An 18,604-nucleotide genomic window follows, 5' to 3' on the forward strand; every position below is an offset into this window, starting at 1 on the left:
TCAAGGCGACCGGTGGCTGCACCATCGACGTGCTTTGCCAGCCCAACCGCAAGGCCAACCGCGACTGCACCGGTTTTCATACCGAGATCATCGCCCGTCCTCACTCGGACAAGGACGGCCAGCCGATCGTTCTGTCGGTTCTGCTTGTTCCTCAGGAGGACGGCGACTGGCAGGTTGCCAGGACGATCATCAAGAAGGTCGTCGGCTGCGAACGCCTCGGCCCCCTCGAACCGGAGGACGATCTTTCCCGCGCCTTCTGCTCGCCCAAGGGAACCAAGGCACTCGGTCCGGCCAACATGTTGCTTGCCCTTCGACGCGACCAGTGGGCTGGAACCCTTGCGGAATTCACCCCGCTTCGCAAGATCGCATCAGCCCCGACCGAGCCCTACCATGAGCTTCCCTTCTCGGTTCACCCCACGGAATTCGTCATGTCCTTCGATGCCGACGCGGACGCTTTCTCGCAGTTCCTGCAAATCCTGGCACTCCAAGAGATTTCCGTCAGCCGCGGCGAGACCCTGACCTTCGGTTCCCACTATGGTTTCGCCTCCTGCGAGGCCTACGCGGTTACGGTCCTCAAGACCGTGCTGCCCGACCTCTTCAAAGAGATCGACCCTGCTTTCCTGACACTGCACGAATTGACCACCACGCTGGCTAAGAAAGCCGACCGCCTGTATCTGGCCAAGATCGACAATGCCCGCATCTACGACTTCGGTGACGATGACAAGCGCGACAGGGCATTCGAGGATGTCACCGACGACGCCGGGCGCTTCCACGCCGCAATTGAAGCGATCTGCACCGACGAGAAGCTGAACCTGCAGCCGAACGCGGAGCTTCCGAGCTGGAACAACTGGTTCAACAATGCTCTGGCCGTTCCCGAGGACAGACAAGCACGCTTCGTGTATCTGCAGTGCGCCAAGGCGGTCTTGACGCTTCTGGAGGAGATGGCCGAAACGCTTGCGGGCAAGACGATCCTTGTGCCGCAATCCGAGGAGGGCATGGCGGAGCTCGATGCGCTTGTGGACAACCTTGAGGAGGCCAACAGCCCTTGGGCGAACCTGCTCCAACGCACGTCCGATCCCGCCGTCGACAAGCTCATGGCGAAAATGAGTGGGACGGACCCTGCCTCCATCATCGACGCGTTGAGCTTGGAGGACATCAAAAAGGATCTCTCCAGCATGGCAGGCAGTGAGGCTCAGCGCTCGCAATGGGACAAGGCCGTGAACGCCTTGGTCAGGCTGGGTGACTTTGCAGGGCAGGTGCAAGACATCGACGGGAACAATGCTGCTTTGCGCTTTCAACAGGCTCTCTCGGAGTTCATGGCCCTTCAGGACAGCGACGACGAAGACGAGGACGAGGACGAGGACGAACCGGCAGACGAGCGCCCCCTGACTGATCGCGAAATCCGAGAGGAGATTGCCGCCGTCATTCCCGCGTTCATCCCGACACAGTCTGTGAGCGGCGCGACCCAAGTCCCAGCCGCCATCCCCGACACCACGGCCCAGGCTGAGAGCGAGGCAACCCCGGACGCCACCGAACTGAGACGCCAAGCCTATGAGCTCGTCCACATCATGATCGTCAACAACCCGAGCCGCAAGAGACGCATCCTTGCCGCCTGCCTCGCCATCTTCAAGGCTGTTCCCGATGTGGGCATCGCCCTCATGTTCTTCTGGCAGGTCATTCGATACGCAGCCTCGGCGGATGGTGGCATCCGCGTGTCCGCGGGCATGAACGCCGTTGCCGTCACCTCCTACACCCTTGCGCAGCCCGCCTTCGAGGTGCTTACCCAGCATGTCGCCTTGGCCATGGGAGCCTATCGCGCCCCCGTTGTTACTGCACTGCCCTACCCGAAGAGGATCGTCCAGGAGTACAGCTATGCCTTGAAGGGCGGGCCATTGATCGGCTTCCTGTCCAAGTTCATCAACGATGTCGAGCATCCCATGGTCGGCGGCGGGCGTCTGGGCTGGGAGCTTCTGGGTGTGGTCCCCGGACTGTTGCTCGTCTCGGCCGACAGAATTCTTGAGGACTACTACATCTTCAAGCAGGAGTACGAAATCCTCAGCTCGACCGATCCCCGCCGCCTTCGGTTTGGCAGGGCGCTGAAGCAGATCCTCAAGGACTTCCTGTCCATCGAGCACTGGGTCAAGAAGAGGGTCGTCACCTTTGCCGCCCTCTATGCCCACGAATGGACCGCCAGCAGCTGGTACTATTTGTTCCAGAACATCTCGAACCCCTACAACCGCACCTTTGTCGGTTCCGTCCAGTTCGGCACGTTCTTCGTCAGCTTTGTCTTTCTCAGCCAGATCGCCGAGAAGCTGTTCGACACTACTGCGCCGGTGGCCAAGAACATTGTTGGGAAGATGCGCCGCCGCCTTCCCGATGTGGAGCGCAGCGAATAGTTCGCTTCGGCATCATGCCGATTGGTTATGCCGTTGAAGAGTGGATGGAGTGGCGGAAAGGAGGATGGCTTGGCACGGAGGACTTCGAGAATAGGTAGATAGTAGATAGCTCAATACATGAAATTCATGCCCTGAAGAGGTTCATACCTCTGTTCCCGTGACCACCGTAAAACGCAGTGACAGGTTAGAGTTAGAGTTAGAGTTAGAGTTAGAGTTAGGGTTAGGGTTAGGGTTAGGGTTAGGGTTAGGGTTAGGGTTAGGGTTAGGGTTAGGGTTAGGGTTAGGATAACAGGATATATTCTCATGTAGTTACCGGAAGCCTTTTCGGGTCCGACGACCGCTTGCGGCCTCCCAAAGCGAAGCGTGGGCCAGGCGGCGGTCCCGAAAAGGCTGGAGGTAACTACATGAGAATATATCCTGCCACACAAAAGGCTGGAGAAGCTCGCCACACAAAAGGCTGGAGAAGCTCGCCACACAAAAGGCTGGAGAAGCTCGTCAACGGGCATCATGCCGGCGCCCGCCGAGGAACCTTTGCGGCTGGTCGTTGAGATAGGGGTGCGTGGGCGAGATCGCGTTGGATACGGTCGCCAGGTCAGTATCGCCGGTATAAGCGGCGAATACGCGTGTTGGCGTTTTCTATAGCGCCTTTCTGCCATGCTGTGCTGGAACGGCAGGCGCGAGATACCGGATCGTTCCCAGCATCACGCCGGGAAAACACCTCGCACCGCGCGCTTCAGGGAATTTCCGGGATCTGCCAGATGACGTTCGCCGGGATGGCAAGGCTTTGCAGGGCCTCGGCCGGCTGGCCGTCGATGGCGGCGATGAGGGACTTTGTCAGCTCGCGTCCCGCCTCGCGCACGTCCTCGTGCACGATATGGTACTGCTCGCGAAAGATGGGCAACCGCTTGAAGAGCTGCTTGGTGACGATGTCCACCTCGCGCCCCGGAGACACCCCGGCATCGGCCAGGCCGGCAATGATGGCGAGCAGCGCACCGCCGGTTCCGCTGACGCCGCCGGAGCTGCTGACGATGCCGTCCGGGCGAACGGGCTGCCGCATCAGGTCGCGGACGGCATAGCGGATCTGCTCGATCGAATTGTCGTTCGTCACCGCCTGGAAGCGGACCTCTTCCAGCCCGTGTTGCGAAAGTTCGCGCTGAAAGCCTTGCCGCATATGGTCGTGGAAGCTCAGATCCGCGGGGGGCGCCAGAAGCGCCAGCCGCCGTCGGCCGAGATTGGCGAGCCGGCGCACGGCGATCCGCGCGAAAGCCTCGTTGTCGAAATCGTAATAGGGATGCTGCAGCCCGGCGAATGTGCGCCCATGCGTCGCGAATGGCATGTCGTGCTCGAGCATGTAGCGCACCCGCTCGTCGTCCGGTTCGATGCGCGAGATGATGATGCCGTCGACCGATTCCGTTTCGACAAGATAGCGGATGGGCTCCATCGCATCCTTCAGCCGCGAATAGGGCGTGACGATGAGATGGTAGGCTGTGCCGGCGAGCGCCTCGGTGATGCCGAAGATCATCTCGGAGACGAAGCTGCCGACCTGTTCCTGCGTATCCAGCACGAGGCTGATGACGTTGGTCTTGCCGGTACGCAGGCGAAGTCCGGCCCGGCTGGGACGGTAGCCGAGGTTGCGCGCCTCCTCCTGCACCGACATGCGGGTCTTCAGGCCGATTTTCGGATCGTCCCTCAGGGCGCGCGACACGGTGGTGACGCCGAGCCCCAATGCGGTGGCGATCGTCTTCAATGTGGGCGGACTTCCGTGCCGAACCAACGTGATACCTCTTTCTCACGCCTTTGTTCCCCACGCCAAGGGCCGGCTGGCGCCATTCAGTCTAGGTCGCGCCCTCGTCGTTTTGCAAGCTCGACCCCGTGCCGCCGTACTGCGCAATTCCAGGCCCTGTGCGCCGGCCCAAAGCCCTGCCGCACAACAGGATTCCCGGCCGCAACCCTGACTCGAATTCATCGGCCAGTCACGAGACTCTAAGCATAGTGCGATCGACGTCAATTTCTATGGGAACCAATTTGACCGTCAAAAGTTTAATGGACAAATCGAATGTGTATCGTTACAACATGGCGGATAGGTGCCAAAAAGCGCCAAAACTACCGAGTGCATGCCACGGTCTGTCCCGCGGGGAGTGGGGTCGTCGTGGTGGGGCAGCAAATGGCCTCCTTTCGTAAGACAACGTTCGCGTGCAGGGGCAGTCACCCCGTCCGTCGTCTTCCGCTGTGAAGTGGAGGGGTGGATCCTCATGCGAACATGCCTTCCGGAAACGCCCTTTGCGGTGATGGGAAATGCGATGATCGAGCAACCGTCGGGGCTTTTCACGCCTGCATGAAGGCATGGCAGTCCCCGTCATCATCGCCGGAGCGGCACATGACGTGTTTCTCCGGGCCGGTCCGTTGCGCGATCCTGCAAACCAGGAAGTGAGGATGGCATGCTGATCGTTGAAAGCCTGACCGACCGGACCGCCGCGCATTCCGTCGCCGCACGCGCTCCGAACCCGCGGAAGACGCCATCCAGGCGATGTGCAATCCTTCCCTCCGGCGTCGTGCTGTTATGCCTCGTTCTGGCCGATCCCGCGCCGGCCCGCGCGACGGCACTGCCCCTCGACACGCGCAGCGCCGCGACCACAGGCGAGCAGATCGGCCGTCCCGACCCGTTTGCTGGCCTGTCCGAGAGCGGGTTTGCACAAGCGCCGGAGCCGGTGCGGCTCGCCTCCGTCTCCAAGGAATGGAAAACGTTTCTCAGGAAGACGCGGATCGATCGGCTGCCCCAGTCGCTTGCCCGGTCGCTGCAACGCCTGGGCCAGGATGACGAGCGGCCGTCGGTCAAGCGACGCAAGACCGTGTCCCCCGCCAAGCGGCGCTACGACCGGGACGTCGCCACTGTTCTCTGGCAGACCAACCAAATGGCCATCGAGCGTTTTGCCGTTCCGCAGCCGCGCCCCTCACGTTTTGTCCGCGACGACGAAGCCGGGCCGGTCCTTGCCGCAGCCGTCGCCATGCCCGCGCCCGGCCTTCTGTCCGCCCATCGGCACGCCCTCGGTGCGGCGACGGCGTGCCTGATGCTTCTGTCCGGCCTCCTCGCCTATCATCAGCGTGCCAGCGCGCGCCAGGCGCGAAACCGCATCCGCTCCGAAAAGGCGATCTACGATGCCATTGCCGGGCTTCCGCAGGAGGCCCACGGTTTCGCACCGGCTGTCGGCACCATCCTCGACCGTGTTGAAGAGGCCTATGGCCTGTCGGCCGCGTCGATCACCCTGCTCGATCCGGAAACCATCACGATCCAGGGCATCTACGCATCGCAGACGCGCTCCCCGACAACGGACGGGCTGGTGGAGGAGGCCATCCTCGAGCTGCACAATCGCAGCAGCACGCTGTCGGACCTGACGCTGTGGCGCTATCCGGAGCCGGCCCTCGAGGCGGCCGACGGCCAGGCCGAGCCCGACGCCATCACCTCGGTCGCCTGGCACGGCGATCGCACCGGGGTGATGCTGACCGCGCAGTGCCGGCCGGGCAGCGCCCGGCGCGCGACGGATGCCAAGACGCTGCAGTTCCTGACGCAGATCCTGGCCAAGGTCATCGAGGGGCGCCGCGACATGACGCCCTCCTTCGTTTCGAGCGCCGCGCCCGCCAAGTCGTCGCACAGCGGGGAAGAACTCGCCGGCACGATCGCCCATGAATTCAACAATCTGCTGATGCCGATCATGGGTTATGCGGAAATGGCGGCGGACGCGCTCAATCCCGGCTCCTACCCGCGCGCCTATGTCGAACGCATCCAGAGCGCCGGCGAGCGGGCAAAGCGGGTGGTGGAACAGATCCTCGCCTTCAGCCGGCAGCCGGAGCATCCCTATGGATCCTTCGACGTCGCGACAGCGACGACCGAGATCCTGCCGGACCTGAAAATGTGCGTTCCGGCCTCGACGAATTTCCGCATCCGCCTTCCCGATGGCCCGGTCTGCATCCGCGGCAACGCGCTTGCCCTGCAGCAGGCCGTGCTCAATCTGTGCAAGAATGCCGGCGAGGCCGTCAGCGACGGCGGCACGGTCACGCTCGGCGTGACGGTGATCCAGCAGACCGCGCCCCGCGCGATGACGCAGGGAGAGCTTGCCGCCGGCCGCTATGTCCGGGTGAGCGTCAGCGACACGGGCGGGGGCATTGCGACGCCGGACCTGCGCCGGATCTTCGACCCCTTCTTCACGACGCGCAGCCAGGACGGCGGCACGGGGCTCGGCCTGCCCATGGTTCTCAGGGCGGTCAAGCTTCTCGACGGCGGCATCAACGTGCGCAGCTCGCCGCGCTGGGGAACCCGCTTCGACCTGTTCTTTCCCTATCCGGTCAGGGCCAGCGCGACCCTGCCGAACTGGGCGACCATGGCGGTGGAATAGCCGGCGCAGCTCGACGGCCGCGACAACGCCCCGCCGGGCTCAAAACGCCCAGGGGTCGATCAGGTCCAGGCCGGTTCCGGCGAAATCGCGCAGGTTGCGGGTGGCAAGGCGGCCGCCGTTGACGCGGGCGATGGCGGCGATCATGCCGTCGGGCGCAGACATGACGCGCCCTCCCCTCGCCGCCTCGCCCATGATGACGCCATAGGCCAGGGCCGCCTCTTCCGTGAGCGCGAAAATTCGGTCGGCGAAGCGGCGGCGCCAGTCGTCCAGGCCCTGGCCCAGCCGGTCGGCCCGCTGGTCCGGCCTTATCTTCTCGATGCCATAGGCGATTTCGGCGATCGTCACGGTCGGCAGCGCAAGCTCCGCATCAAAACGCTCGAGCCAGGCGATCACCGGCTCCGCCGGCGTCTTCTTCAGCGTTTCCGACACGACATTGGTATCGAGAAAGATCAAAGGTCTGGCCCCGCATGCGGCGTGCGCTGCGCGCGGATCACCGCTTCGAGATCGAGATCGGCGCCGAAACTGCCAGAAACCCGGCGATAGAAGCTCTTCGCCGGCTCCCGGCCGGTCTCGCGCACGCTGTAGGCCTCAAGCGCGCGTTCGACGATGTCGGCGATCGAGCGGTTTTCCCGCCGCGCCAGACGATGCGCGAGATCGCGCGCGCGGGCGCTGCGGACGGAAAGCTGTGGTTCAACCATGGCAAAACTCCTTTGGCCGAATATAGGCGGAAAGCGCCCTGCCATCAAGATGGCAGATGATGGCAGGCGGTCACCGCCGCGGTTTCTCCAGCGCCTGCAACATGGGATAGACGCTGAAGACATTGCGCGCCGCCTTGTCCGTCAGGTCGCGCAGATAGCCGCCGGGCGACCGGATCGTCTCGGCCCGCTCGAGCATGGCGGCGATCGCCACGGCGGCGGCGGCGTCTCCCATGGCCGCCCGCGCCTTGCGCCAGGCATCCGGCGAAATGCCCAGCATCGACCGGACAAGATCGGCCGTCGCGATAAGATCCGTCCAGTTGCGGATGCCGTTCGGATTGTAATCGCCAATTTGCGGGCACAGTCGCTTCAGCCGCGTCAGGCTGATCGCCATCTTCCGCTCTGGTGCCGCCTTTTCTGTCTCCGCCGGTTCTGCCTGCTTTATGTCATGGCCGTCTTGTTCAAACGGGTAGTCTGTTTTTGAATTCTGTATATGGCGCTCGTCATGATGGTCATTGGCGCTCATTTCGTCTTCTGAAAGACTTGAAAGATAAGCATTTTCCACCTCGGCACGAAGACGCGCAAGACCATCGCGGCGCGGCGCGAGCACATCGCGCGCAGCCCGTCGGCCAAGCCCCCCGGCAAGCGCGGCAAGACGCAGCGCATAATCGGCCCAGTCCCCTGCCCTGCCCTCCTCCAGGGCGCAGGCGACGATCTTGGCGATATCCCGCTGGTGCAGCGTCACCTCGCCGCGCAGCGCCCGCAGGGCGCGGTCTTGCGCGCGCGCCATCTCGGCCGCCTCGAAGATTTCCCCGGCCCGCAGCGCAAGCGGCGCCAGATCGAAGCCGAAGGCCTCCTCCGCGACACCCCTGTCGTCGCGCCGGCAGTAGCGCTTGCCGTTGGCGCTGTCGCGCCGAAAGATCATGCCGGCCTCGACAAGGGCGGCGAGATGCCGGCGGATCGTCGCCGGCGCCATGCCGCGCGCACGCAGCGACAGCTCGCGGTTGGACGGAAAGACGATGATCGCCTCTCGCCCATCCAGCGCCCGCGCCGTCGCGAAGGAGACGAGCGCCTCCAGGACCGCGATCGTGCGGTCGCCGAGGCCATAGACCTGGCGCGCCTCCGTCAGCGCCCGCAGCAATTGCCACTTGTCGGCGCAGCCGCCGTCGTTGCCGCCCTCGCCGGCGCGCAGTCTTTCCTGCCTTTCGGCCGCGTCCTGCTGGCGCTGAAACAGGCGCGCAGTCATCCGCCCGCCGCCGAAAGGCGTCGTCGCAATGCGTTCCATCATCGTTCGGTCTCCTGGCTTGAGGCAAGGAGGTCCCGTCAACGCCGGCCATCAGGCAGACGAAGTCTCTCTTTCGCGCAACGCTACGGCCGGGCGACTCTTGACTTTGACTGTTGGAAGTGATTCTCTCGAATTGCTACATAGAAGAGGGCTTCCGAAATGGTGACGTTTTGGGGGCCTTTTTTCTTGTCTTCGCGCGTCCTTTCCGTGGTTTTCCTGGCTTTACCCGGCTCGCCTTGCGGCCGAATCACGTGGTCTTGCGATCAGGGTTTTTCCCCTGCCGCTCCCTTTCGGGCGGCGAGGAAGGCGGCATAGTCCGCCTGCAGGCGCCCCGTCACGGCGGCGATGAAATCCGCATCGACATCCGGTGCAAAGGCGATCCGCGCCGACTTGCCCTTCCGCTCCAGCCTTGCGAAGACCGCACCGTCCGGTCGGGTCAGCGCCTCGCCGGCGGCGGCAGCTTTCTTCGTCCGCCGCGTCAGCCTGTCGAACAGCAGCTGGAACCGCGTGTCGCTGCTGGCGGCCTGAAACCGTCCGGACGACACTTCGTCCGTCGCCTTCTCGATTTCCGCCCCGTTGCCGCTCGCAAAAAGCGCCCCGAACGCCATCCATCGCTCGCGGCCAACCTTCGGCGCCGGGCCGATGTCACGCACGAAGCGAAGGGGCACCGCATCGGCGACCTGCAGCAGGCGCGACAATTCGCTTTTCTGCACGGCCAGCGCGTCGCCGACGAGCTTGCGCTCGAAGCCGCGCGCAACGAGCGCATGGGCAAAGAGAGCCCGCTCGATGAAGCTGAGGTTGCGCCGCTCGGCGTTCTCCTTGCCCTGCGCCAGCACCAGCTCGTCGTCCGAGAGCGGCCGGACAATCGCCCGGACCGGCTGCCCAAGGCGCTGCGCGGCTCGGAAGCGGCGATGACCGTAGGCGATCTGGTAGCGGTCGCTCCCCTCCCCTGCCGGCCGCACGAGGATCGGCACCTGCTGGCCGTTTTCGCGCATGCTCTCGACGAGCGTCAGGAAATCGGGATCGTCGCGCTCGGCGTCGGACAGCCGGTCGTTCACGAAGGAACGGTCGATCCTGTCCGTGTCGAGTGCCACGATGCGCTCGCCCTCCTCGAGGGTCTGGCGCAGCGCGCGCGCCTCTTCCGCCTCACGGGTGAGCGAGGAGAGCGTCAGCCCCATCGCCTTGACCGCACCGGACGAAGCCCGGCCGGTCTCTGGCGCAGCGGGCAGTGATTTCGTCTCGGGCGCCCGCGCCTCGGCGGGCACGATATCGCCGCCGAACAGCGACTTGATGGAGTTCTTGCGGTCGCGGCCGGTCATCATGCGCGTCCCCATGCCTGGTGAACCAGTTGTTCGATCTCGCTGTTGACGGATTCCAGCGAATCCATCGCCCGGTCATAGGTGCCGCGCGAAAAATTCTCGCGGCCGACCTCGTAGAGTGTCTGCTTTGTGAGGCCGGCATCGGAAATCGCGGTCGATTTCAACATGGCCGAGGTCAGCACCCGCTCGCCGAACAGCGAGCGAAGGAAGCCGACGATCTGCGCCTGCGGTCCGTCATGCGGCTCGTAGCGGGTGACGAGGTAGCGCAGGAAATCGAAGTTGAGCTGGCCGCCCGCCTCGCGCACGACGCCGAGCAGGTCCGACGTCATGAACAGGAACTGGCTCATCGAGGCGACGTCGAGCATCTGCGGATGCACGGTGACGATGACCGAGGTGGAGGCGCACAGCGCCGACAGCGTGAGATAACCGAGCTGGGGCGGGCAGTCGATGACGACGACGTCATAGTCGTCGGCGACCGAGGCGAGCGCCGACTGCACGCGGGTGAAGAACAGGCCCTGCGTATCCCCTGCCCGCCGCTCGGCAAGTGCGCGCGGCGTCGAATGTTCGAATTCCTGCAGTTCGAGATTGCCCGGCACGAGGTCGAGATTGTGGAAATAGGTCTTGCGCACGATGGAGGCCAGCGGGCGGGCCTCGCCGTCATAGCGGATGGCGCCGTAGATCGTGTCATTGCCGACAAGGTCGAGTTCCGGCTGGTAGCCGAACAGCGCTGACAGGGAGGCCTGCGGATCGAGGTCGATGGCAAGCACGCGGTGGCCGGTCATGGCAAGGTGCTGGGCCAGATGCACCGAGGAGGTCGTCTTGCCCGATCCGCCCTTGAAGTTGGTGACGGAAATGACCTGCAGGTGCTCGCCCCGTGCGGGATCACGAAAGCGGACATAGGAGCGGGCCTTGGCGACATTGCCCTTGGCGCGCGCCTGCTCGGCCAGATGCTGGCGCAGCGCATCGATATCGGCGAGCGAATACATCCGCCGTCCGCCCGGACCGGTGGCGAGTTCCGGCCCCTCCCCTGCCAGCGAAATCTGCCGCAGATAGCCGTCCGACACGCCGATCAGTTTCGCAGCCTCGCCGGAGGTGAAGCTGCGCAGCGTCTTGCGCGAGGCCGGCGGGAACAGACGTTCGCGCATCGCCTTGAGCTGCAGGGACAGCGCCTGCGCATCCTCCGCGATGGTCTCGTCCGCCGGCCGCAGCGGCACTGTCTGTTCCCCGGGGCTGTTTTCCGACGGCAAGGCCATCTCCATTCTCCATCTACGCCCGATCGGCGGCGCCCATGCGCCCGCGCTGGGCGGTTCGTCCATTATGTGCGCGATTCTCGTCACCGGGGATATACGGGGATGAAAAAAGCTACAGACATTCTTGGCAGTTACGGCGAGCGACCTGATATTCGCTCCTTTCCGTAAGGGACGGTGCGGCAACGACCGAGTCGCGTCAAGTTTTTTTTGGTTAACGATTGCTTAACGCCGGAGAGCGTCGTGAGGCCGGCATCAGGCCGGTCCCGGGGCCTCTCGCGGCGTTGACAGCTGTCAACCGCATGGAGCCATCACCGGCATGAATCGATCGCCCCTGACCGATTCACAAAACGCGTTGGACAGGGTCGTACTTTGCCCGGACAGTGCCTGCCATGCAATCTGGCCCATCGATCCATTTCGAGCGTCGCGACCCGGCACGCAACATGAAGCGCTTCTACCGGCTGACGGTTCAGCAGGATCTTTTCGGGACGGTGCTGCTCGTCCGCGAATGGGGTCGCATCGGCGTCTCCTCCCACCAGCAGACGCAGGAAGCGCCAGACCTTGCCGCCGCAAGCCTGCACGCACAACGGCTCGCCGGCGAGAAACAACGCCGCGGTTATGTCCCGGTGGCCCGTTGACGCCCGGCGGTTGACAGCTGTCAACAGCGTGATGCCAGCTCGCCGCCGACATTTCCGACAATCACGGAAACCGGCACGGATGGCGGGGCCGTTCTGCCGGACCTGTTCGGACGACGAGAGCAGCACGTCGTCCAGCATTTCTTCTCAGGCGTTCCAGCGGCACCAGTTCACGCGCGCCAAGCCGCGGCCGCTTGCGCGGCGGGTCGGCCTCGTCGTCCGACGGTCTATCGGCTGCGGCGGGCAGCGGCGCCTCGGCCGCATCGTCGGGCGCCGTGTTTGAAACGCTCTCGCTTCTCGCTCTCTTGACCATGGCCGTCTCGTTCTCCGCTTCAACCGATCCCCGAAGTGCTGCCGTTGCCGGCACAAAAATCTCCGCCCCGGGGCAATGGCGAGGGCCTGCTCAGCGCGGCGCGGACGTCAGGGCGTGCCGCCTGGCCGCGCCGGCGTCCGTCTGCCGGAGGGTCTGCGTCTCTGGCGCCGTCCCCGCCGTGGTCGCTCCCGATCGGGCTGGCCGCCGCGGTCGCCGACCGTGTAGTCGCATCCCTCGGCAAAACCGCTGCATCCCCAGAAGAAGCCGGTGCTGCGCTTCTTCTGGATGCGGCGCATCGGCTTGCCGCAGACCAGACAGGCCGGCGCGCTTTTCTGCATGTCGAGGCCGTTTCGCTTGAGGGTGGCGATCTCGTCAGCGATATGCCCGACGAGATCGTGAACGAAGGTCTCGACATCATAGGCGCCGCCGAGGATCGCCTTCTGCTGCTCGTGCCACACGGCGGTCATATCGGGATATGTCGCGGCGGGGGGCAGGGCGTCGTGCAGCGCCAGACCGTCCGGCGCGGCGACGATGGAATGGCCGCGCTCGGCGAGATAACCCCGGTCGAAAAGCGCCTTGATGATGGTGTCGCGGGTGGCGGGTGTGCCGATGCCGCCATGTTCGCCCGCCTTGCCGTCGTCCTTCTCGACGAGAAGCTCGCGCAGGTGGCTGTCGCGGATATATCGGGCGACGCCCGTCAGATCGGCAAGCAGGGTTGGCATCGTGTACAGCGCCGGCGGGCGGGTCTGCGTGCGCTCGGCCGTCGCCGACGAACATGTCCCGGCCTGGCCCTCGACGAGCGCGCGCAGATCGTCGCCAGCGCCATGTTCGCGGCTTCCGTCAATCGAATCAATGGGTTCATCGCCATAGAGCACTTTCCATCCGGGCGCGGTGGTGGCCGTTGCGCTGGCGGCAAAGCGGCGGCCGGCGACCGCGACCAGCACCTCGGTCTGGGCGGCGCGGTGCTCCGGCCAGAACTGGGCGATATAGGCCCGGGCGATCAGCCCGTAGATATGCTGCTCATCCTCCCTCAGCGCCGCGCTGTCCGTCGCGCTGCCCGTCGGGATGATGGCGTGATGGGCCGAAACCTTTGCGGAATTGAACGCCCGACCGCGCACGGAGGGATCGGCGCGCGTCGCAGCGGCGCGAAGGTTCGGGGCCTTCCGCGCGATCGCCGCCAGCACGGCAGGGGCATCGCCGTGCTGCTCCGCGCTCAGATATTCGCAGTCCGACCGGTTGTAGGTGATCAGTCTGTGCTTTTCCCGCAGGGTCTGCGTGATGGCCTTCACCTCGTCCGGCTTCAGCCCGAACAGGCGCGATGCATCGATCTGCAGTTTCAGAAGATTGTAGGGCAGGGGAGGGGGCGTCCGATTCGGCCGCGTCACGGCGCTGAGGATTTTCGCCGCCCCGCCGCGCACCGCGTCGGTGATGCGCGTGGCATGGTCCGCACTGCTGAGCCGGCCCTCGCCATCGACCGGGTCGCCGGCGGCACAACGGTAGCGCGCGGAAAAGCGTGTCCCGCCGAAAACGAACAGGCCTTCGACGACGAAATAGGGGACCGGCCGATGGGCGGCATTCTCGCGACAGCGGCGCACGACGAGGCCGAGGATCGGCGTCTGCACGCGGCCGACGCTGACGACGCCCTGATGACCGCGCGCCTGGGCTGCGAGCGTATAGCCGCGCGTCATGTTGAAGCCGTAGAGCTGGTCGCCGATGCAGCGCGCCTCGGCCGCGGCCGACAGGCCGGCGAAATCGCTGTTGTCCCTGAGCGCTGCGAGCTGACGGCGCACCACCGTGATGTTGTTGTCGTTGATCAAAAGCCGCAGCACCGGCAGGCGGCATCTGGCATAGGCGAGGATCTCGTCGACCAGCAATTGGCCCTCCTCGTCCGGATCACCCGCATGCACGACGCTGCTGGCTGCCGCAAGCAAGGCGAGGATGATCTTGAGCTGCGCCTGCCGCCCGGCATCCTCCGTCGGCTTGCGCCGCCAGGGAATGTGGACGATGGGCAGGTCGTCCATCGACCACTTGCCGTAGCGCGGATCGTAATCCTCGGGCTCCAGCAGCTTGAGCATGTGGCCGTAGCACCAGGTGACCCGGTCCTCGCCGCAATCAAAGTAACCCTCCCGGCGCGCGCCTCCACCCAGTCCGGCGACAATGGCCCGGGCGAGTTCGGGCTTTTCGGCGATGAACAGTCGCATCGAATCTTCCTTGAATGTCGTGCCGCGCGGGCTTGCCGGGCCGGGCCGGCCGCCGACGCCGCGTGTGGCCGGATCAGCCGGGATTCTGGGACGGGAGGTAGATTTCGAGAACGCCGCGCTGGCCGTGGCGACGGCCGACCTGGACGACGAGATCGATGGTCTTCTTGGCGTACTGGATGATCTCGCCGTGCGACATCTGCACGCCGGAGCGCATCACCATCAGCGCCAGACGGTCGAAGGCGAGTTCGGGGCTGTCGGCATGGATCGTCGTGATGGCGCCCGGATGGCCGGTGTTGATCGCCTCGAGAAAGTCGTAGGCCTCGACGCCGCGGATTTCGCCGACGATGATCCGGTCCGGCCGCATGCGCAGGCAGCTTTCGAGCAGCCGCGAGGGACTGCGCGCCGACTTGTCCTTGCGGTCGGCGATCAGCCCCACCTGGTTCTTGTGCGGCGGGTTCAGTTCCTGCGCGTCCTCGATGGTGACGATGCGCTCGTCCGGATCCGCCATGGACAGCAGCGCGCGCGCCACCGTCGTCTTGCCGGAGGAGGTACCGCCGGAAATCAGGATGTTGAATTTCTCGTCGATCACCTGCCGAAACAGCGCCTGCAGGTCGCCGGCCTCGGCAAGTGCCCCGATTTCCTTGTGGCGCTGCCGCCGGGCCTCCTCGACCCGGATCTGGCCGCCGTCGACGAATTTGATGTCGGCGCTGTTCAAGGTGCGCGTCAGATATTTGCGGATCGACAGCGAGACGCCGTGTTCGATCGCCGGTTCGATGACGACCTGCACACGCTGCGGATTGCCCCAGACCATCACCCGGCCGGAGACGATCGGATGCAGCGCGCCCAGCGTGTTGCGGGTCTCGCCGGCGAGCTGCGCGCCGAGGCGCTTGATGGCGTGGGGCGACAGCTCGACATCGACCTGCTCCATGTGCACGGCGCCTGCCACCTCGACGAAGATCGATCCGTCAGGATTGATCGACAGCTCGTTGATACCGTCGTCGACGAGATAGTCGCGAAGCGGGCTAAGATATTGTTCGACGTAGGAAATTTCCCGGTTTGGCTGATGATAGTTCATCGGAAGATGAGATCCCTGTTGACGAAGACGCGGATTTCCTCGCCCTGCGGGACGCGGATGACGGGGGGAAGGGAAAGGTATTTTTCCAGGATGCTCGAGCTCTGTTCGGAAAGCTGGTCGCCGGCATTCGACGCCACTTCGCCGGCCACCTGCTGGCCGACGCCGACATCGCCGCCGCCCCGTGATGACGAGCCGGCGCCGTTGCCGACATTGATGGTCGTGCCGCCGTTTGACTTGCCGCCGATGGCGGCAAGCGCGGTCGGGATCGCCGTGATCGTGCTGATCAGGGCCGCGGCGCCGAACTTCGTCTTCAGCCGGTTGTCGACATTGCCCGCGGTTCCGGCACGCCCGAGCACGTCCGTCCCCGTCGAGCCGAGGGCGACCGACTTGCCCTCCGGCGTCACCGCGCGGTTCCAGGCGATAAGGACGCGCTTCTGCGCGACCTCCACGTCGTTGTTGAAGGTGCCGATCAGCACCGTGCCCGCCGGCATGAGGACGCGCCGGCCGTCGAAGGAATAGACCGGCTCGGTGACCTGCGCGCGCAGATTGCCGGGCAGTTCCGTGTCGATCGCGGTCTCCAGCACGGCCGAAATGATGGTGCCCTGGACGACGGTGCGCGACGGGTCGGCGAGCGAACTGGATTTCGCCGTCTCGAAGACCGAGCTTGCGGCCGAGGCCAGAAAGCGCTCGTTGCCGTCGAGATCGTTCGGATCGGCCTGGAAGCCGCCGAGCGACGCCAGCGAATTCTTCGAGTCGTCGACCACCACGCCTTTTGATTCCCGTTGCAGGTCGTCGAGTTCCTCGCGCTCCCTGCGGCGCTGCTCTTCAAGCCGGATCGCCTCTTCCGTGCGACGCTTTTCCTCCTGAAGCCGCTCGGCCTCGGCCCGCAGCCGCTGGTTTTCGACTGACATGCGCTTGCGCTCTTCCGCCAGCTTGTCGCCCATCTGCTCGTTGTACTTCTGCAGCAGGTCCTTCACGTCGTTGAGCGAAATCTCGGGCTTCTTGTTGGCGCGGGCGACCGCCTCGAACTCCTTCTTCAACTGCTCGAAACGCTTGCTCCATTCGACATTGGGATCGACCGCTTCGGCCTTTTCCTCCTCGAGGGGCGGGACGACGAAGTCGAGCGCCGCGGTCTCCTTGCTCAGTCTCTCAACTTCGAGATCGACCTCCGAGGTCTTCGGCCCCGTCCTGGTTTCGACGAGGCCCAGCATCTGCAACGCCGCCGTGGGGCCGACCGCGATCACGAAGCAGGCGAAGGCGACCGCCGAAAGCGTGCCGACCGCCAGGAAACGCCCGCTCCTCTGCCGCCGGCCGCCGCCCATCTGCCGGGCGCGGCGCTCTTCCAGCAGCGCGTCGCGTTCCGCCGCGCGCTGGCTGTCGGCCTCCATCTTTGCGTCGTCGATGGCGTCGATATCGTCCTGGTGATCGTCCTGTTCCTTGTCCGTCATGACGATCCTCCCTGGTGCTGTTTGCCGTGCCGTGTGAACACGCCGGAGCGGCGGCGGGCCGGCTGCCGTTGTTTCTTGTCATTTGACATGGCCGACATCCTTCCTGGTGGCCTGCGCCATCTGGATGGCACCGGCCCTGCCGATGCAGACCATCTCGTCGCCGATGCGCATGACCCAGAAGTCGCTGGTGCCGTCGACGATGATGCGATCGCCATCGGTGCGCGAATTGACCAGCTTTTCCTGGCGGTCGTGGCCGACCTTGAACACCGCGGGCCGCTGCGCGCCCTTGGGCAGGATGAACGTCGTCTGCAAAGTGTTGTCGTGCACGGCGATCGGGCGGAACGGCGTCTGCCCGGACACCATGTAGTTCTGGTTGATCGGGCCGCCCTTCACCAGGCTCTTGTCAACGGCGGTGAACTCTTCCGGATAGGTGAACACCGTGCGGAAGGCCTGGTCGGCGCCCGCTTTCATGCCCGCCTTGATCTCGCCGGCCGAAATCAGCTCGAACGTATAGACGCGCCGGTCGGTGTAGATCGTCATGTTGGTGAGCGCTTCGTCGATGATCGGCTTCAGGCTGATGACATTGCCCATCTTCAGCTTGACCACCTCCCAGGAGGCGCTGTCGCCGATCAGGATAGATTCGACGTTTTCCCCGTCGGCGAACTGCAGGGCCGTCACCGACTTCAGGTACAGATTGAGCTTGTAGACGTTATTTTCGTCATAGACATACCGCTTGATGCGGATATCGGACTTGAAACCGACGGGAGCCTGCTCCGCAAAAACGGGGTGGGAGAGGCTGAACAGGAAAAACAGGGGAAGAAAAAATCTATTCATCATCTTAAAACCTATTCAAAATCAGGAAATCTATTCAGCAGTCTCCGCATCTATTCTGTAAGCCAGCACGTTGAAGCCGAGCGGGTTCTTCCAGACGGTCTCCAGCGTCGCGTCTTCCTTCGGGGAAAACTCGTAGCCGATGGTCGCAACGAAGGTCCGTTGCGCCGTTTGCTTGCCCTTTTCCTCGCGGAACTTGGTGAGCCGCACGCGGGCGAGGTTGGTTCCGCCGCGCCGCAGCGACGGCGTCAGCGAGATCGACTTGACGGTGACCCGCACACGAACCTCGTTTCCGTAGACGTTCGGCGGATATTGCAGCGAACTCGACTTCCAGGTCTCGGCCAGCGTCTCGGCCGCATTTTTCGACGACCGGCTCATCACGTCGGGAATGCGCGAGCGGTTGTCGGCCGGATCGTAGGTTTCCCGGTCGACGACATAGGACACCAGCTCGGCCTGCAGCACGGCATCCTGCTGCTCGAGGGTGGCCGGGCGGACCTGCACGATCTTCTCGGCCTCGCCGGTGGTCTTGTCGACCATGACGACGAAAGGCTTCGTCTCGTTGAGCGGCAGAATGGCGATCAGGCAGCCCATCGAAAGGAGCGCAAGGATCACGGAGCCGACGGCGATCTTCGCCCAGTTGTTGCGCTGCTGGCGGATCGTGAAAAACAGTTCATCCTCGAAAACGTGCTGCGATGTTTGCGTGCTCATGGGACTTCCAGTTGATCTTGAGACAATGGTGGACGGTGTCGTTCTTCAGCCGAAACCTTC

Annotated in this window: 14 protein-coding genes; 3 read left to right on the forward strand and 11 right to left on the reverse strand. The window is 64.4% G+C overall.

What is annotated here, in order from left to right; genetic code table 11:
• On the forward strand, window positions 1–2,396 hold a 2,396-nt coding region (locus GR138_RS27445), incomplete at its 5' end, for a hypothetical protein (protein WP_160862453.1).
• Between the two features lie 733 nt (window positions 2,397–3,129).
• Here GR138_RS27445 and GR138_RS27450 read toward each other — a convergent pair.
• Window positions 3,130–4,143 carry a LacI family transcriptional regulator gene (locus GR138_RS27450; protein WP_246200766.1) on the reverse strand — a complete coding sequence of 338 codons (1,014 nt, stop codon included), beginning with the start codon at window positions 4,141–4,143 and terminating at the stop codon, window positions 3,130–3,132.
• Window positions 4,144–4,834: 691 nt separating this feature from the next.
• On the opposite strand from GR138_RS27450, the gene GR138_RS27455 reads away from it, so the two are divergent.
• Window positions 4,835–6,787: an ATP-binding protein gene (locus tag GR138_RS27455; RefSeq protein WP_160862454.1), complete on the forward strand. Its 1,953-nt coding sequence runs from the start codon at window positions 4,835–4,837 to the stop codon at window positions 6,785–6,787.
• Between the two features lie 39 nt (window positions 6,788–6,826).
• Here the strand turns inward: GR138_RS27455 and GR138_RS27460 are convergent, their stop codons facing one another.
• The 5 genes from GR138_RS27460 to repA form a co-directional block, all read right to left on the reverse strand.
• A complete protein-coding gene (locus tag GR138_RS27460) occupies window positions 6,827–7,240 on the reverse strand; it encodes a type II toxin-antitoxin system VapC family toxin (RefSeq protein ID WP_160862455.1) in 414 nt (137 codons plus the stop codon).
• Window positions 7,237–7,485: a type II toxin-antitoxin system VapB family antitoxin gene (locus tag GR138_RS27465; protein WP_160862456.1), complete on the reverse strand. Its 249-nt coding sequence runs from the start codon at window positions 7,483–7,485 to the stop codon at window positions 7,237–7,239. Before GR138_RS27465 ends, GR138_RS27460 begins: the two co-directional genes overlap by 4 nt.
• Window positions 7,486–7,555: 70 nt before the next feature.
• Window positions 7,556–8,770, reverse strand: a complete 1,215-nt coding sequence (gene repC, locus GR138_RS27470) for a plasmid replication protein RepC (protein WP_160862457.1) — start codon at window positions 8,768–8,770, stop codon at window positions 7,556–7,558.
• Between the two features lie 260 nt (window positions 8,771–9,030).
• The gene (repB, locus tag GR138_RS27475; protein ID WP_160862513.1) at window positions 9,031–10,086 is read right to left on the reverse strand and encodes a plasmid partitioning protein RepB; all 1,056 of its coding nucleotides are present in this window, start codon (window positions 10,084–10,086) and stop codon (window positions 9,031–9,033) included.
• Window positions 10,086–11,339: a plasmid partitioning protein RepA gene (repA, locus tag GR138_RS27480; RefSeq protein ID WP_420853725.1), complete on the reverse strand. Its 1,254-nt coding sequence runs from the start codon at window positions 11,337–11,339 to the stop codon at window positions 10,086–10,088. Before repA ends, repB begins: the two co-directional genes overlap by 1 nt.
• 386 nt (window positions 11,340–11,725) lie before the next feature.
• Between repA and GR138_RS27485 the strand changes: the two genes are divergently transcribed.
• Complete coding sequence (locus GR138_RS27485; RefSeq protein WP_160862459.1) at window positions 11,726–11,971, forward strand: WGR domain-containing protein; 246 nt, start codon at window positions 11,726–11,728, stop codon at window positions 11,969–11,971.
• A gap of 417 nt (window positions 11,972–12,388) precedes the next feature.
• On the opposite strand, the gene GR138_RS27490 is transcribed toward GR138_RS27485, so the two are convergent.
• From GR138_RS27490 to GR138_RS27510, 5 genes are all read right to left on the reverse strand, one after another.
• Window positions 12,389–14,482: a DNA topoisomerase gene (locus GR138_RS27490; protein WP_160862460.1), complete on the reverse strand. Its 2,094-nt coding sequence runs from the start codon at window positions 14,480–14,482 to the stop codon at window positions 12,389–12,391.
• Window positions 14,483–14,555: 73 nt separating this feature from the next.
• Window positions 14,556–15,557 carry a P-type DNA transfer ATPase VirB11 gene (gene virB11 / locus GR138_RS27495; protein WP_160862461.1) on the reverse strand — a complete coding sequence of 334 codons (1,002 nt, stop codon included), beginning with the start codon at window positions 15,555–15,557 and terminating at the stop codon, window positions 14,556–14,558.
• Window positions 15,554–17,005: a TraB/TrbI/VirB10 family type IV secretion system protein gene (locus GR138_RS27500; RefSeq protein ID WP_246200768.1), complete on the reverse strand. Its 1,452-nt coding sequence runs from the start codon at window positions 17,003–17,005 to the stop codon at window positions 15,554–15,556. Before GR138_RS27500 ends, virB11 begins: the two co-directional genes overlap by 4 nt.
• 78 nt (window positions 17,006–17,083) lie before the next feature.
• The gene (locus GR138_RS27505) at window positions 17,084–17,842 is read right to left on the reverse strand and encodes a TrbG/VirB9 family P-type conjugative transfer protein (protein ID WP_160862462.1); all 759 of its coding nucleotides are present in this window, start codon (window positions 17,840–17,842) and stop codon (window positions 17,084–17,086) included.
• Window positions 17,843–17,869: 27 nt separating this feature from the next.
• Entirely contained in the window at window positions 17,870–18,544 is a 675-nt protein-coding gene (locus GR138_RS27510; RefSeq protein ID WP_160862463.1) for a VirB8 family type IV secretion system protein, read from the reverse strand.
• Between the last annotated feature and the right edge of the window lie 60 nt (window positions 18,545–18,604).

The organism is Shinella kummerowiae (assembly GCF_009827055.1).
Taxonomy (GTDB): Bacteria; Pseudomonadota; Alphaproteobacteria; order Rhizobiales; family Rhizobiaceae; genus Shinella; species Shinella kummerowiae.